A 14,526-nucleotide genomic window follows, 5' to 3' on the forward strand; every position below is an offset into this window, starting at 1 on the left:
ATAAAGAAAAACGAGGAGAAGAATAGATGAAGAGCATTCTATTGGTCATTGATTACCAGCACGATTTTGTCGATGGGGCGCTGGGTTTTCCCCAGGCACTTTGTCTTGAGGAGCCGATTGCCCAAAAAATCTTGGCGTATCGGTCTAAAGGGCAGGAAATTCTATTTACCTATGACACCCATACCGCCGATTATCTGAACACCCAGGAAGGCCGAAATTTACCGGTGGTTCATTGTCTCAAAGGAACTGACGGGTGGGAGCTTTATGGCAAGGTGGCCCAGTTGCGGCTGGATACGGATACCTGCATCGAGAAGATCGCCTTTGGTTCCATGGAACTGGCCGAGTTTCTGGCGGCGAACCAGTATGACCGGGTCGAGCTGGTCGGGGTGGTGTCAAATATTTGTCTGATCTCGGACGCCGTGCTGGCCAAGGCGGCCCTGCCGGAAGCGGAAATTATTGTTGATACCAGCTGCGTCGCCAGTAATGACGACCGCCTTAACGAGGCCGCATTGGATGTGATGGCAAGCATGCAGATCCGCGTTATCAATCGAAGATAATACTGGCAATATTTCAATTCCGGCAGTTTATAGTGCGGCGACATCTTAAACATAAAAGGAGACAACAATGGCAACCAGTAAAGAATTTGCAGACTATGTTTGCGATCAGTTAATGGCAGCGGGTAACATCAGCTGCAAAAAAATGTTTGGCGAATATGGCGTTTATCTTGACGAAAAGATTGTCGGACTGATCTGCGATAATCAGTTTTTTCTAAAGAAAACCGAAGCAGGGCAAGTGATGATTGAAGAACACTTGGGAACCGTTGAAGAAGGGCTGCCATACCCGGGTGCCAAGCCACAGTTTTTGATTGATTCGCTGGATGACCGGGAATGGTTGGCCGAACTGCTGCGGGCCAGCTATCAGGAACTGCCTATGCCCAAACCCAAGAAAAAGAAAAAATGATCGATCAGAACAGGAGTAAATTTAAATGGCAATCGAAAAAGTAAGAGATTATTTCAAACAATGGCATATTGAAACCCGCATCCTGGAATTCCAGACCTCATCGGCAACGGTGGAACTGGCGGCGCAAGCGGTCGGTTGTGCCCCGGAACGAATCGCCAAAACCTTGTCCTTTAAACTGGCGGAAAAATGTGTACTCGTCGTGGTGGCTGGTGATGCCAGAATCGACAATTCAAAATTTAAAGCGCATTTTAAAACGAAGGCAAAAATGATTTCGCCGGAAGAGGTCGAGCACCTTGTTGGTCATGGTATTGGCGGCGTCTGTCCCTTTGCCGTCAACAGCAATGTGGAGATCTATCTTGATGATTCGCTGAAACGATTTGAGACGGTCTTTCCGGCCTGTGGCAGCAGTAATAGTGCCATTGAACTGACAATCGCGGAACTGGAAAAATATTCCAACAGTGCCGGTTGGTCTGATCTGTGTAAGGACTGGCAACCGGTCTCGTAAGTAGCCACTGGTTCTGGCATTGCGTTTTTAGGAATCCAATATTTTTTGGGGAATCATATTTTTAGAGGGGTTTAGGGGAAGGTGACGAATGAAACGGTCTCGATGTCTCCCCCCACGTCTTCAGCGGTACCAATTTTGCTGCTTTTGTCAATGGACAGCGGCTTGTTTTCATGATAGGATGAAGGCAAGTTATTTCGGAAAGATACGATTGGAGATTGCGGATGAAAGACAAATTGAAATTTGGGTTTAGTTTGATCATGCTGATTTTTTTATGTCTGCCGGTGACGGCCGCCGCCGAAGCGCAAGTCGGAGTGGCTTACCGGGGCCATATTGAGAATTTAGGGGATTACCCCACCGACGGCAGTTGGGTTGAGAGCCCGAAGATCATCGGTACTGTCGGCCAGAGCAAGCGGATTGAGGGCTTTGAGATCAAACTGACCGGCGAACTCCCTGCCGGGATGATGATCCGTTATAACGTCCATGTCGAGAACAAGGGCTGGCTTTATGATGAAAACGATGCCAGCAGCTGGCCCCGGGACGGCGACTATGCCGGGACCCGGGGGGAAAGCCTGCGGATTGAAGCGGTTAAGATTGTGCTGACCGATGCTGACGGCCAGGCGGTTTCCAGCTACAGCGTCAGATACCGCGGCCATGTTCAGAATTTGGGCGAGCTGCCGGCGGATGCCAGTCAGTGGCTGGCGGATGGCGCGCAGCTGGGCACGGTGGGCAGTTCGCTGCGGTTAGAAGCGCTGCAGGTGGCGGTGGTTAAAACCGCGGTTGATCCGCCGACACCGGTTTCGGTGGTTTATGACAGTGCCGGGACGTTCGGCCCGGACAGCGGCAGTGAAACCATTACCGGCGACGTTACCGTCGCGGCGGATTGGGTGACCCTGCAGAATCTCGTAATTGCCGGCAATCTGACCATCAGCGAAGCGGTCGGGGACGGCACCGTCACCCTCAATCACGTCACCGTAACAGGCGATACCTTTGTCCGCGGCGGCGGGATTAACAGTATTCATATTAACGGCGGGTCTTACAAAACCATTGTGATGGAAAAAACCGCCAGCGGGGCGGTGCGGATTGTGGCCACCGACGCCACTGGCCTGGCGGTGGTGATTGCCGAGGATGCCGGCGGCGAGACGATTATCCTGGAAGGGGCCTTTGACAGCGTCGCCGTCAATGCCCCCGGGATGAGTGTGATCACTCAGGGCACGACCACGATCGGGACGATGACCGTGACTGAAGGCGCCGCCGGCAGTACGGTGACGGTGGCCGCCGGCAGCACGGTCAGTGAGCTGGTGCTGGCGGGCCAAACAGCGGTTAAGGGCCAGGGTACGGTGGCGAAAGCCGAGGTTAAAGTCGATGGCGTTGTCTTTGACAAGGCGCCGGATTCCTATAGCGTAGCACCAGGGGTCGCCATTCCACCGGTTTTCCCGGCTCCGGAGGGCGGCGTGGGCGGTCCCCCGCCGGCGCCGGTTGCCGTGACCGGGGTCAGCCTCAATCGCCCCATCCTGATGGTGGGGGTATCCGAAGCTGTCCAGCTAAGCGCCAGGGTGCAGCCGGCGACGGCGACCAATCAGGGGGTCAGCTGGACTTCCGGCGATCCGGACATTGCCACCGTTGATGCTACGGGCAAGGTCAGCGGCGTCAGCGAAGGGTCGGCCACCATTACGGTGACCACCACCGACGGCAATAAAACTGCGGCCTGTGCCGTAACGGTATCCACCAGCTTTGCGGTAATCAAAACCGCCAATGGCATTGGCATGATCACCGGGATGAACGGCAACAGCACCACGATTGAGATCCCGGAAATGATTGACGGGTTAATCATTACCGCCATCGGGGCGGAAGCTTTTAAAAATTGTTCTTTTTTGCAGGAGATCACCATTCCGCAAACGGTGACAACGATTGGCAGCGAAGCCTTTGATTATGAAGCGGGAACAGCACCAGCCAGCCGCTGCTATATCTTCCGGGGCGATGTGCCGACGATTGGTGCCGGGGCGATTCCGACCACGCCCACCCCGACGATTAAGTATTATAGCAACTATCACGGTTATGATGACTGGACCGGCTGTACGAAGGCGCATATTTTAGCAGCACCGAATCTGGCTGCTGTAACAGTTATCAATAGCCATAGCTCGTCAGTGATTGTTCACTGGCAACCGGTCAGTCATGCCACCGCTTATGATATTTATTGCAGTGAAACAGCGGGTTTGTATGGGTATGAGTACGTGTCGGTGGCGGGTGATGTTTTTGCGACGCCTATTTCCGATTTGGATAGCAGCAAAAGCTATTATTTTGCTGTCAAAGCCCGGGATGACTATGGGGAATCGCTGCTGTCCAATCAAATGATGGCAAACTTGAATATTCCGGTCACCAGGGTGACAGTTTCTAGTGAAACGGCGACTCTGATCCCAGGTTCCACAACCAGGTTAGAGGCACAGGTGGAACCATTCAATGCCGCCAATAAAACCATCTACTGGGGTACCAATAATAAGGACGTGGCGACGGTGGATATAAGGACGGGTGAGGTGACCGGCCGGGCGCCGGGAACCGCCGAGATTGAGGCGTTGGCCGATAATGGTGTTAAGGGTACCTGTACGGTAACGGTCAAGCCGGTGCTGGAGACGTTGGTCGAGGACGATCAGGTGACCATTACGAAGTGTAATGGAAATAGTACGTACGTGACTATTCCCGCCCAGATTGAGGGCAAACCGGTGGTGGCCATCGGTGCCGGGGCGTTTCAGGGATGCGAGTATCTGAAACGCGTGACCTTTGATGGCAGCTCCCAGCTGGCGGCCATTGGCCCCCAGGCGTTTCAGGGCTGTAACAGTCTGGAGCAGATGGCGCTGCCTGGCACGGTTAGAAGCATTGGTTCGGCAGCCTTTGCCCAATGCGGCACATTGTCCAGCATGACGCTGGGGGCAGTTGAGACCATTGGGGACTATGCATTTTATGAGTGCGTTGCCCTGACTGACCTGCTTATTCCCAATTCGGTTAGCCAGATTGGGGAGGATGCCTTTCTTTACTGCAGCGGTCTGAAAACGCTGAGTTTTGACGGCAATGCCCCGACCTTAGCGGGCAACGCCGGCCTGCCGGCAGGCGCGACCATGGCCTATTATGCCGGCGCCACCGGCTTTGATGCTGCACCCTGGACGACCGGCGGCTATGTGCTTAAATATCGCAATGCCTGCTTGACCACGACCACGGTGATGGCCAATACCGCCAGCTTCAGCTTTGCGGCCCAGACCGGGGCGAGTAACCTGACCTTGCAGCAGAAAATTACCGGGGCCACCGAGTGGACGTCAGCAAATCTGGCGGCCCCGCTGGATGCCAGCTCAACTTGTGCGACCGCCACCACGCTTGTGCCCGGCACCCACTATGACTTCCAGCTGCTGGTCACCGACGGGGATACCCCCGGGCTGTCCAATTTCCTTAGCCTGACAACCCCGGCGGCGGTGGACACGGTTGCCATCATGCCAGCAACCTTAAGTCTCAGTAAGGGGGGCACGTACAGCTTAAGTGCCACCGTCAGTCCGGCGGATGCCAATCAAGGTGTCACCTGGAGTTCCAGAGATTCCGAGGTGGTGGCGGTGGATCCAGACACCGGGGCGCTAAGCGCAGTCAGCGCTGGCACGGCAACGATCACCGCCACGACGGTTGACGGCAATCAAACCGCCACCTGCGAGGTCACGGTGCTGCCCTATCAGATCAGTGTAGCCGCTGAGCAGGTGACAATCACCAAATACCTGGGCAGTGACAGCAGCGTTACCATCCCGGCGGTCATTAACGGCCTGCCGGTGGTGGCCATTGGCGAGGCGGCTTTTGAAGGACTAAGCGGGGAAACCAAAACCCTGTCAACCCTGATCGTTGAAGATCGCACAGTTTCGTTTGTGGTTGGATTAAACGCATTTAGAAATCAGCCGCTGACAAGTATTACGATGCCGGCCAATATGGTTATTATCGGTGAAGCGGCAACGATAGGAAGCAATGGTAGTGGCTTTATGGAGACTTACCAGGCAAATGGAGACGGCACCTACATCTGGTCTGACGGCTCCTGGCGCAAGCAATAAACCACGCCGACCGAGGCTATGGCCGTGTGTTTATCTATCATAATAGTGCCCCCTCTTTTTACAGTAGCCGGGGCTTTCGCGGTTTACTAAAGGTTAGAGCACATTACCTGAGGGTGAGCAGGCAGACGTAGGGTCCACTATTTCTTTAAGCCCGAATAGAAACCGGTTTTAAAGATTATTCGTTGTGACATGGGGACGTTTTGGAACCTGTAAAAAAGTCGAAAACATTAGATCAATCACCATCCCCACGATGTCTCTCGCGGTTAAATATAGGCAGCCTATTTGATATTAACGAAATAAAAACAGAGCCAGGTGGATTACCGGCTCTGTTTTTTTAAGCTTTCTTTATTATAAGCGTTTATCTGGCGGATATGAACTTAATCAATTCCTTCAATTTTCTGCTGATAAAACTCCCGGGGAATTTCATCAGCAAATTTGGTTAAGATTACTTCCGTTTCGTCGCTTGGTTAGATGTCTGATTGCTTCTGGTGGTATGTCAAACGACCTAATCGGTAACGACAACTTCTACAACTTTTATTCCTTCACCTGCGAGACCAGAGGTTATCATCTTACTGTCTTTAATATCGACATAAAATGTATAAGTTCCTGCTGTTGGAGCCCGGTAGGTAAAGGTCGGGGTGCTTGAAAATGAACGGATCATTTTAGGCTCACCGTCATCTTTTTTGACATAGAATTTATACTGATAGCGGCCGATACCATACTGTCCCGCCGCCGTCAGTTTAACACTGCTGCCGGTCTTGATGGCTGTCTTATCGGGGCTGAAGGTCTTAATCGCTGGTTTGTTGACGATTGTATAGTTGATGATCTTTTCAGCTGTATTGGTATCGTCATCAATATTTTCTGTATCCGTCACAGTCAGTTTGAATTGATAGGTGCCTGGTTTTTCGATATCACTGAATGTTACCGTTGGTTCTGATTTGTCTCCCGTAATGTTTGTTGTTATTGTTTTACCCTTATCATCGACATATGAATAAGAAAAATCATATTCATAGGTTCCACTGCCACCTTTGGCTGCGGCGCTTAAAACGATGTTTGTATCGACATATTGTTTTAATGAAGGGCTGGCCGTAAAACGGGTGATGATCGGTTTGTCGGCGACATCATAGTCTTGGTAAACCGCATTGGAATCAGCTTCTTCAACTTCAGTTTTATGACCATTGCCATCAATCAATTGAACTTTGAATTGATAGGTACCGGCTTTCGCGAGTCGGTAAGTTATCGACTTGGATGTGGTTGGGATGCCGATTTCTTTCCACTCTGTTACATCAACACCATCTATTGCCAAGGCATCAAATTGATAATAAAACTGATATTTGTAGGGCGTTTTTCCGCCGCTGCCGTTGGCGGTCAGTTTAATTGTCGTGCCAATATTTTGGGGAGCGGCCTGATCAACGACAAGACTGTCAACCGTCAGGGTTCCCAGCACCTTGTAGCTGGCAATTTTGGCGGTTTTCAGGGTGTCATTCGCATCGATGACATCCACAAAGAGGGTATAGGTGCCGGGGGCTTGCGGTTTAAATTCCGCCGTTTGAATTCGTTCAATCGTATCAGTTAACGTTGCGATTTCACCGGTTTCAGTACCCATTTTCCAGTAGAACCGATAATCGAGCTCACTGGTTTTATCCGTACCGGTGTCTACCGTCGCCGTCAGTGTAACCTTGTCCTTATCGTCATCGGCGTCATCGTCGTCCTGATATACGGTTTGACTTGCTTTATCCACGGTTAATGCAAGCGTAAACGGATTGATGAAGTCAAAATCGATGGTATATGGTTTTGTTTCTATTCCATTGGCATCCTTTATTACCACCTGATAAGTATAGGTGCCGGCTTCACGTTGTGTTTCTTCGGTATCGCCATTTTGATCGATGACGTAATTTTTTGTTGGATCACTCGTAATTGCCGTAAACTCGGTTGCTTCTGGCAATTTTTTAGAAAATTTATAGGTATACGGCGCCTGGCCGCCCGTAGCCTTAGCGGTTAGTTTGATTTCGGTATTGGTATTCTGGCCCGATGGTTTGCTGGTTGTCAGGCTTTTTACAGCAAAGGCTTTATAAACCGTAAATTTTTGTAAGCTAAAGGCTGGGCCGGTTAAATCATCGTTGTCCGTGGCGGTGACATAAAAGGTATAGCTACCGCTGGCAGGCAGCGTAAATGTCGCTTTTTCATCGTCAGCCGTTCCATCCTCATCCAATTCATCCGTGATAATAGTTGTTTTAGCACCGATCTTATAGGAGAAGCTGTAGATCAGATCTGCTTCGGTATCTGCTGGTGTTGCCGTTAAGGTGATCTTCTCACCGGCATAGGAACTGGTCACCTTGGCATCATCTGCATCGGTCACCGTCAGGCCGGTAATAATGGGCGGATCGGTGACGTTAACAACAATTTTCTTATCCAGTCCATTGGTACTGACCGTTCCGTTTTTATCGGTTATCTCCACATAAAAGGTATATTCTCCGGCTTCACCAAGTTTCTGGCTAATCGTTTTTAACTTGGCATCGATCGCCTCAATCGGATTTTTCTCCGTCGTTGTTGTTCCATCGTCAAAATCATAATAAAACGCATAGCTATAAGGCCCGACACCGCCCTTACCGGCTGCCGTCAGCTTAATGGTATCATCTTTGATCAGGCCGGTAGGCTTATCTGCTTTTAAACTGGTGACTTCGACCCCGGCCAGAACCTTGTAACTGGTAATTTTCTGTTTAACTGTGGTCACGCCATCGGAGACTGCCACCTCAAAGGTATAGTTGCCTGCGGTTGTGGGTTTGTATTTGCAGATACCTGAGGTAATCTGAGTCAAATCAGCACCTGCAGAATCGCTAGTTAACAACTTACCATTAACATAAAACTGATAATCGAGGGAATTCTTTTCGCCGGTTCCCTCTGTCACGGAGGCTTTCAGGGTAATCGCCTGTCCGGCGTAAACAGCACTGCCTTTGGCCGGGTCCGCGGTAAAGCTATCAATCACCGGTGGATTCGTAATCCGATAATCAATTAACTCTGCAATGGCTGGGTCTGCGGGGTCACCATTGGCATCCGTCACCTTAACCAGCAGATTATACTTGCCGGTTTTTTCCGGATCGTCGATGGTAAAAGTTGTAGTTTTAGTTTCGGATGCGCGTTGCAAAACCTTGGTTTCGCCCTGATATTCGTATTCAAATTCAAAGCTATACGGGGCCTCACCGCCGCTGGCAGTGGCCGTTAGCTTTATATCAGTGTGGATTTTCTGGCCGGATGGTTTATCTGCTTTAAGGGTCACCTTAACGGGTTTTAACACGACCAGGCTGGTGGTCTTTGTCGCTGATAAATTGTCAGAATCGACTGCTTTGACCGTAAAATTGTAGGTACCCGGGCTGTCTGGCGTAAATTCATAGCGGTCCTCGGACTGGGTAATTGTTTTAATGGTTTTTGAACCGTTCTTAATCGTATAGGTGTATTTGATCGCATCGGCTACGGTACCCGTACCTTCTGCCAAATCCACTTTCAGCAGAATCGAATCATTGACATAGGTCGCTTTTTCCGGATCACTTCGATTTGTAGCCGTGAAATCTTCAATTACCGGGCCATTGACAACGTGATAGTTATCAATGGTTTTTTCAACGGTCTTGGTGGTTTCATCTTCAAGCCCCTCGTTATCCTTAATTGTCACGATAAAGGTGTAGATGCCCGGAGTCTCCGGAGTAAACTCAACGGTGTTTGCGGCGGGCTCTTTTTCAACCGCAATGGGAATTGCGGCACCGCCGGCTAATTGATACTCAAATTCATAGGTGTACGGGGCTTTTCCGCCACTGCCGTTGGCCGTCAGTTTAAGGGTGGTGCCAACATTCTGGCCGGATGGTTTATCAACCGTAAAACTTTTGGCCGAAACGGGAGCCAGTACCGTTAAATTGGTTTTGGCAGTTGTTTTCAGATAATCTTTATCGGTAATTTCCACCAGCAGGGTATAGCTGCCGGCGGTAACCGGTGTAAAGGATACCTGGGCATTGTGATCGACAATGGTGGGATTTTTAATTTCCACCTTTTTCGCCGAACCCAGCTGATAATAAAAACGATAGCTAAGGGGGCTGGTGCCACCATCAACAACAGCCTGAAGCGTTACGGTTTCATTGACATAATGGTTGCTATTTTCATCCGGGTCGATGGTTAAAGTTGCCAGTGGGTTGTCTCTGATGAGATATTCAAGCGCCGTCGATGTTGTCTCGGCCTCAGCTTCAGTCGCATCGGTTACGGTAACTTCAATACTATAGGTGCCGGCCTCGGTAAACTCGATGGTGGCAGTATCGGCTGTTGATTCAATTATTTCGCCGTTAAGTGTAAATTCATAGCTGTATGGCGCAACGCCACCGGTTGCGGTTGCGGTAAATACGACCGTCGTGTTGCGTTTTTGCGGGGATGCTTTATCCGCTTTTAAGGTAACCGTCAAATCTTCGGTTGCTGCGGTGGTGATGCTTTCTTCAGCCGCCAAATTTTGGCCACCTTGTACCTCCGTGTTGGGTGCCGCTATTTCCGGCTGAATCTCCTGAGACGGGACTGCCGCGTTGGGATTGTCATCACCCGGTATTGCCTCACTCAATTCTACCGCATCAACCGTCTCTTTCGGAAGCGGTTCAGCGACTTGCTGTTCTTCCGCCAGAACATTAAACGGAATTGAGCTCACCAGCATCAGGCATACCAAAAGTAGACTGATACCTCTTTTTAACTGTCTTTTCATCAATTCTCCCTCTTTTCCTAAACTCAACCAGGTATTATCGTTTTTATGAAGCATTCAATTGTCAAAGTTTCTTGAACCTGTATTAAATCTAACTTAACACATCTTAGCAATAAGTGCAACAAAAAAACCGTAAAATGGTTAATTTTGTGGCCGTCTGTTAGCAGTTTGCAGTTGCGAAAAGGATTTGATTGAGCTAGGAGATGAAAAAAAGTCGCTGTGACAAAGAAATTTGGATTTTGCAGGAATTTGATGACTTCACGCGAGCTGCTTTTTGTAGTAGAATAAACAAAAACAAGGAGAGTAGAAATGATTTCTTATCGCAAAGAGTTGCATTTTAATTTACCAAGACGAAGAGGATTGGTCAATATTACCAGAGATGTTGAAAAAACGCTGGCAGAAAGTGGCATAAAGGAAGGGCTTATTTTGATCAATGCGATGAATATTACGGCCAGTGTTTTTATTAATGACGATGAGAGTGGCTTACATCAGGATTATGAGCAATGGCTCGAAAAACTGGCACCAGAAAAGCCGTATAGTCAGTATCGTCATAATGGTTATGAAGATAATGCCGATGCTCATTTGAAGCGTACGATTATGGGCAGAGAAACAGTGGTGGCTGTCACCGCCGGCAAGCTGGATTTTGGTCAGTGGGAACAGATCTTTTATTTCGAATTTGATGGCAAACGGGATAAGCGGGTGCTGGTCAAAATCATTGGCGAGTAAAGCGATTTGAAGGCTATAATCCGACCGGCAAAAAAGGAGACAACAATGGCAACCAGCAAGAATCAACAGTCCTACAAAAAAACCTGTAAACCATTGGTTTTGTGGATGATTTATGCCGGGGAATATGTCTATTGGATTAATAGCGGACCCAGCTTTGCGGAAGCGAAACAAGCCGTCAGATAAGTGAAAAGACGAAGTGAAGCAACGACGCCATGTCATGCCCATGTCATATATCTGCGCTGATTTTTTATAACAACGTTCTTCTCATTTGGACAACAACACCAAGAATGGTGAGCTCAGTTGCGCCTGCCGGGAAAGGAGAACGGAGCTTATGAACGCCTGCCTGAAGACCATCGCAACCCGCAGCCAGCAGTCCTCTGACGCTGATCCCCGGGATTATATCAAAGACGGGTTGCTATACTGCCATAAGTGCCATACGCAAAAAGAGGTGGTACTGCCTTTTGTCCCCGAGGCGCGTAAGCAGACCTGTCTCTGTGAATGTGGGGAACAGGAACGGGACGATCAAAAAAAGCAACAGGAACTTAAAGACCGGCAGCATTACCTTGAAAATTTGAGAACCCGGGGCATCCAGGATGCGGCCCTGCGGGCGTGCAGCTTTGAGCAGTCCGACGGCAGCAACCCGGAAAACATCAAAATTGCTCAAATCTATGCCGCAACCTTCAGCGAAACTTTTTATCCTCAAGGCAGCGGCCTGCTGCTGTGGGGAGATGTTGGCACCGGCAAGAGTTATGTGGCCGCCTGCATTGCCAATGCTTTGATCAACGAGGGGATTCCGGCCCTGATGACCAGTGCGGCCAAGATCAATAACGAATTATTTAATCAGCTGGATAAGAACAAGTATCTCGAAACGCTTAATTATTACGAGCTGCTGATTATTGATGATCTGGGGGTTGAACGCAAAAGCGACTTTGCCCTGGAGAATCTCTTCACCGTCATTGACGAGCGCTATAAGAGCAACAAACCGCTGATTATTACCACCAATCTGACCCTGGAGCAGATGGAGACTCCGGCACAAATAGCCCATAAACGGATCTATGACCGGATTCTGGAAAAATGCACCCCGCTGGCCTTTGACGGTAGCAATAAGCGCCAGGAAAAGCGGCTGATTAATTTTGAGGCCGCCCGCCAGCAGTTGGCGGTTGCGAAAAGGGATGTGTAGGACGGATCGGACAAACGAAAGAACGTCTGGAATTGCGTTTCGAGGAAGCCAATGTTCGTTGAGAATCATATTTCTAGCAGGGTCTGGGGGAATGTGACAAATGAAACAAAACGTCCCCGATGTCTCATTATACGTCTTTGCTAGAGGTCAACGCGTATATTTAATATACTCACCGGAAATGGTTGAAATGGGACAAATGGTGCACCAGGTGCGCGGCTTGTAAACCAGCGACAAGATCACACCGATAAACGTGGTAGTCAGCATCATGGAATAAAAACGGTAGGACAGATGCGTCAACCAGGCTGGTAGCCTTTCAAAGATGATCAATTGAGGCATTTCAAATGGCAGGGGAATCACAATCAGAAAACGCAGGTATTCCAAAGCGGGTGAAAAGTCTAGTCCAACACGAATGGTGGACATGGTGATAAAGAATAGGCTGATGCCAAAATAGATAAGCATAATCCATTTCATCTTACCCTTGATAAAAAAGGCTGGCGTTTTCAACGAAAATTTCGAAGTAAGTTTGCCGGTCGTGCTCAGCAGGCTGGCCCGGGGGCAATAGCCTTGACACCAGGTTTTTTTGCGGTTTTTAAATAATAAAATAAAGGGTAACGTCATGCAGACGAGACCCAAAATGGCAAAGTGGATATTGACAAATCCCAAAGCAAAATAAGTCAGTACCAAGAGGAATAAGAATCGATTATTTTTCATACAACAGCACCTTTAATTTAAAGCGAAGAACTGATCATAAAACCAAGAATGGCGCCATAAATCGCAGTGCGATGGGGTTTGGCAGTAATGGGGCAACTGCCGTTGGGGCAGCCAACCAGTTTGTAATAGAGAAGTCCCAATGCGCCACCAACAAGTGAGCCGATTATTATTTTAATATACATTTTATACCTCCGAATAAAAAATTGATAAATCAAGTGAATGTTTCTTATTGTATCAAAGATTTTATGTGAGAACGGTGATTAGATCACAGTAACCATAACATGGAGATTGGTTTATCGGTCGTTCTGATTTTGCTGTTGGATATAACATCCTTTGGGGCTGACGATGAATAAAGGTTTTGCAGCATTGTGCTGCTAAACAAAAGGAGCTATATTATGAGTAATTATACAAATGAAGAATTGAACGCAGCACTTCGGGAAGTATCTTCAACGATCAGCAAATGTGAAAAGATCCATGGCAAATTTGCGGAAGGAACCGCTCAGTATTCACTGCTTAGAAATAGAATCAAAGCAATGATTATCTCAAAGTTATTGATCGAAAACGAAATTTCCAGCAAAAAACAGGCGACTAGGGATCAATCCGATGATACGGTAAAAAAATTGGATCTTGATCGAAAAAATGTTATGGAGCAGTATACCAAAATAGAATTAGCAGAAGCACTCAGACCAGTGGTTTCGGTGATCAGTAAGTGTGAAAAAGCACAGAGTAAATTTGCAGAAGGAACCGTTCATTATCGCCGTAATAGAAATTTAATCAAAGCAATGGATATTTCCAAAGTTTTGATTGAGGGTCAGCTTGATCTGATGGAATAAGTGTCACTTTGACATCGTGGCAATTCTGAAAAAGCAATTTTAAATTTTAGCATAACCGTCTATAATGTAGTTAAGAACGATGAGATGGAGGGTATGAAATGGGCGCAACGGCAAGAGTTTTATACACGCCGGAAGAAATAGCAAAAATGGGAATAAGAAACTTTGTCAATGCTGGTTTAAAAAATGTTCGGAACAATGACCGCTACGGTTTTGATGAAGTTTTTGATGAATTGGAAAACCGGTATCAACGTTCTGAACGATGAAGTTGTTTAACCAGGATCGTTATATAAAATAAACCCAAGTTTTTAAACCAGGGTTTCAGACTAAAAACAGAGGTTCGGTAATCCCGGCCTTTTTTAATTTTTTGAGTTCAGTAAAAAAAAAGCCTTTTTCTCGGGTTCCGAAACGTCTCAACTGTTTTGGGTGAATCATATTTTTAGAGGGGCTGGGGAAATGTGACAATTGAAACGTCCCCGATGTCTCGCCCGATGTCTCGAAACGTCCCCGATGTCTCCCCCGATGTCTCCCATTCTACCATTTTTTTAAAATGCGTTTAGAATAAAACCAAGTAACATTGAGGATATGTTTGACACTGGGCCCTAGTAGCACCTTTGCATTGTCCCCTGTTACTTTTTTACTGGTTTCTTTGGCCACCTTCGGGTGTTTTTTTTTGGTTGCTTATGTTGACTAAAAGAGAATGCTGACAAAAATTCCATAACCTACCTTTATCTTCTTAGGAATGGAATAGTCGGAACTATAGAACTAAGCTGAAAAATAATATCATTGTATATGTTGAAACCCAGGAGTATAAT

The 14,526-nt window shown here is 48.1% G+C and carries 13 protein-coding genes; 10 read left to right on the forward strand and 3 right to left on the reverse strand.

What is annotated here, in order from left to right; all coding sequences use genetic code 11:
• The first annotated feature begins 26 nt into the window (after positions 1 to 26).
• From ABGU93_RS09685 to ABGU93_RS09705, 5 genes are all read left to right on the forward strand, one after another.
• Entirely contained in the window at positions 27 to 557 is a 531-nt protein-coding gene (locus ABGU93_RS09685) for an isochorismatase family cysteine hydrolase (RefSeq protein ID WP_347413257.1), read from the forward strand.
• A gap of 67 nt (positions 558 to 624) precedes the next feature.
• A complete protein-coding gene (locus tag ABGU93_RS09690; RefSeq protein ID WP_347413258.1) occupies positions 625 to 960 on the forward strand; it encodes a TfoX/Sxy family protein in 336 nt (111 codons plus the stop codon).
• Between the two features lie 25 nt (positions 961 to 985).
• Positions 986 to 1,465 carry a YbaK/EbsC family protein gene (locus tag ABGU93_RS09695; RefSeq protein WP_347413259.1) on the forward strand — a complete coding sequence of 160 codons (480 nt, stop codon included), beginning with the start codon at positions 986 to 988 and terminating at the stop codon, positions 1,463 to 1,465.
• A gap of 221 nt (positions 1,466 to 1,686) precedes the next feature.
• On the forward strand, positions 1,687 to 5,538 hold the full coding sequence (locus tag ABGU93_RS09700) for an Ig-like domain-containing protein (RefSeq protein WP_347413260.1): 3,852 nt from the start codon (positions 1,687 to 1,689) through the stop codon (positions 5,536 to 5,538).
• Between the two features lie 26 nt (positions 5,539 to 5,564).
• Positions 5,565 to 5,669, forward strand: a complete 105-nt coding sequence (locus ABGU93_RS09705; RefSeq protein WP_347413261.1) for a DUF4256 domain-containing protein — start codon at positions 5,565 to 5,567, stop codon at positions 5,667 to 5,669.
• Positions 5,670 to 6,043: 374 nt separating this feature from the next.
• Here ABGU93_RS09705 and ABGU93_RS09710 read toward each other — a convergent pair whose 3' ends face one another.
• On the reverse strand, positions 6,044 to 10,267 hold the full coding sequence (locus ABGU93_RS09710; RefSeq protein ID WP_347413262.1) for a PKD domain-containing protein: 4,224 nt from the start codon (positions 10,265 to 10,267) through the stop codon (positions 6,044 to 6,046).
• A gap of 306 nt (positions 10,268 to 10,573) precedes the next feature.
• On the opposite strand from ABGU93_RS09710, the gene ABGU93_RS09715 reads away from it, so the two are divergent.
• From ABGU93_RS09715 to ABGU93_RS09725, 3 genes are all read left to right on the forward strand, one after another.
• Positions 10,574 to 10,990, forward strand: coding sequence for a secondary thiamine-phosphate synthase enzyme YjbQ (locus ABGU93_RS09715; RefSeq protein ID WP_347413263.1), 417 nt, complete (start codon positions 10,574 to 10,576; stop codon positions 10,988 to 10,990).
• Positions 10,991 to 11,035: 45 nt separating this feature from the next.
• Positions 11,036 to 11,173, forward strand: coding sequence for a hypothetical protein (locus tag ABGU93_RS09720; RefSeq protein ID WP_347413264.1), 138 nt, complete (start codon positions 11,036 to 11,038; stop codon positions 11,171 to 11,173).
• A 148-nt stretch (positions 11,174 to 11,321) separates the two neighbouring features.
• Positions 11,322 to 12,170, forward strand: a complete 849-nt coding sequence (locus ABGU93_RS09725) for an ATP-binding protein (protein WP_347413265.1) — start codon at positions 11,322 to 11,324, stop codon at positions 12,168 to 12,170.
• Positions 12,171 to 12,317: 147 nt separating this feature from the next.
• Here ABGU93_RS09725 and ABGU93_RS09730 read toward each other — a convergent pair whose 3' ends face one another.
• Complete coding sequence (locus ABGU93_RS09730) at positions 12,318 to 12,881, reverse strand: hypothetical protein (RefSeq protein ID WP_347413266.1); 564 nt, start codon at positions 12,879 to 12,881, stop codon at positions 12,318 to 12,320.
• Positions 12,882 to 12,898: 17 nt separating this feature from the next.
• Positions 12,899 to 13,063, reverse strand: coding sequence for a DUF6132 family protein (locus ABGU93_RS09735; protein ID WP_347413267.1), 165 nt, complete (start codon positions 13,061 to 13,063; stop codon positions 12,899 to 12,901).
• A 213-nt stretch (positions 13,064 to 13,276) separates the two neighbouring features.
• Here ABGU93_RS09735 and ABGU93_RS09740 point away from each other — a divergent pair, with 213 nt between their 5' ends.
• Both ABGU93_RS09740 and ABGU93_RS09745 read left to right on the forward strand, forming a co-directional pair.
• Positions 13,277 to 13,714 (forward strand): hypothetical protein, encoded by a 438-nt coding sequence (locus ABGU93_RS09740; protein ID WP_347413268.1) that lies wholly within the window; start codon positions 13,277 to 13,279, stop codon positions 13,712 to 13,714.
• 98 nt (positions 13,715 to 13,812) lie between these two features.
• Positions 13,813 to 13,977 (forward strand): hypothetical protein, encoded by a 165-nt coding sequence (locus tag ABGU93_RS09745; protein WP_347413269.1) that lies wholly within the window; start codon positions 13,813 to 13,815, stop codon positions 13,975 to 13,977.
• Positions 13,978 to 14,526: the final 549 nt, after the last annotated feature.

The sequence above is a fragment of the Acetobacterium sp. genome, assembly GCF_039830195.1.
GTDB lineage: Bacteria > Bacillota > Clostridia > Eubacteriales > Eubacteriaceae > Acetobacterium.

Bases quoted from the DNA above. Each gene is read 5' to 3' on its own strand.
- ABGU93_RS09685 (WP_347413257.1), top strand. From the start codon at position 27: ATGAAGAGCATTCTATTGGTCATTGATTACCAGCACGATTTTGTCGAT.
- ABGU93_RS09690 (WP_347413258.1), top strand. From the start codon at position 625: ATGGCAACCAGTAAAGAATTTGCAGACTATGTTTGCGATCAGTTAATG.
- ABGU93_RS09695 (WP_347413259.1), top strand. From the start codon at position 986: ATGGCAATCGAAAAAGTAAGAGATTATTTCAAACAATGGCATATTGAA.
- ABGU93_RS09700 (WP_347413260.1), top strand. From the start codon at position 1,687: ATGAAAGACAAATTGAAATTTGGGTTTAGTTTGATCATGCTGATTTTT.
- ABGU93_RS09710 (WP_347413262.1), bottom strand. From the start codon at position 10,267: ATGAAAAGACAGTTAAAAAGAGGTATCAGTCTACTTTTGGTATGCCTG.
- ABGU93_RS09715 (WP_347413263.1), top strand. From the start codon at position 10,574: ATGATTTCTTATCGCAAAGAGTTGCATTTTAATTTACCAAGACGAAGA.
- ABGU93_RS09720 (WP_347413264.1), top strand. From the start codon at position 11,036: ATGGCAACCAGCAAGAATCAACAGTCCTACAAAAAAACCTGTAAACCA.
- ABGU93_RS09725 (WP_347413265.1), top strand. From the start codon at position 11,322: ATGAACGCCTGCCTGAAGACCATCGCAACCCGCAGCCAGCAGTCCTCT.
- ABGU93_RS09730 (WP_347413266.1), bottom strand. From the start codon at position 12,881: ATGAAAAATAATCGATTCTTATTCCTCTTGGTACTGACTTATTTTGCT.
- ABGU93_RS09735 (WP_347413267.1), bottom strand. From the start codon at position 13,063: ATGTATATTAAAATAATAATCGGCTCACTTGTTGGTGGCGCATTGGGA.
- ABGU93_RS09740 (WP_347413268.1), top strand. From the start codon at position 13,277: ATGAGTAATTATACAAATGAAGAATTGAACGCAGCACTTCGGGAAGTA.
- ABGU93_RS09745 (WP_347413269.1), top strand. From the start codon at position 13,813: ATGGGCGCAACGGCAAGAGTTTTATACACGCCGGAAGAAATAGCAAAA.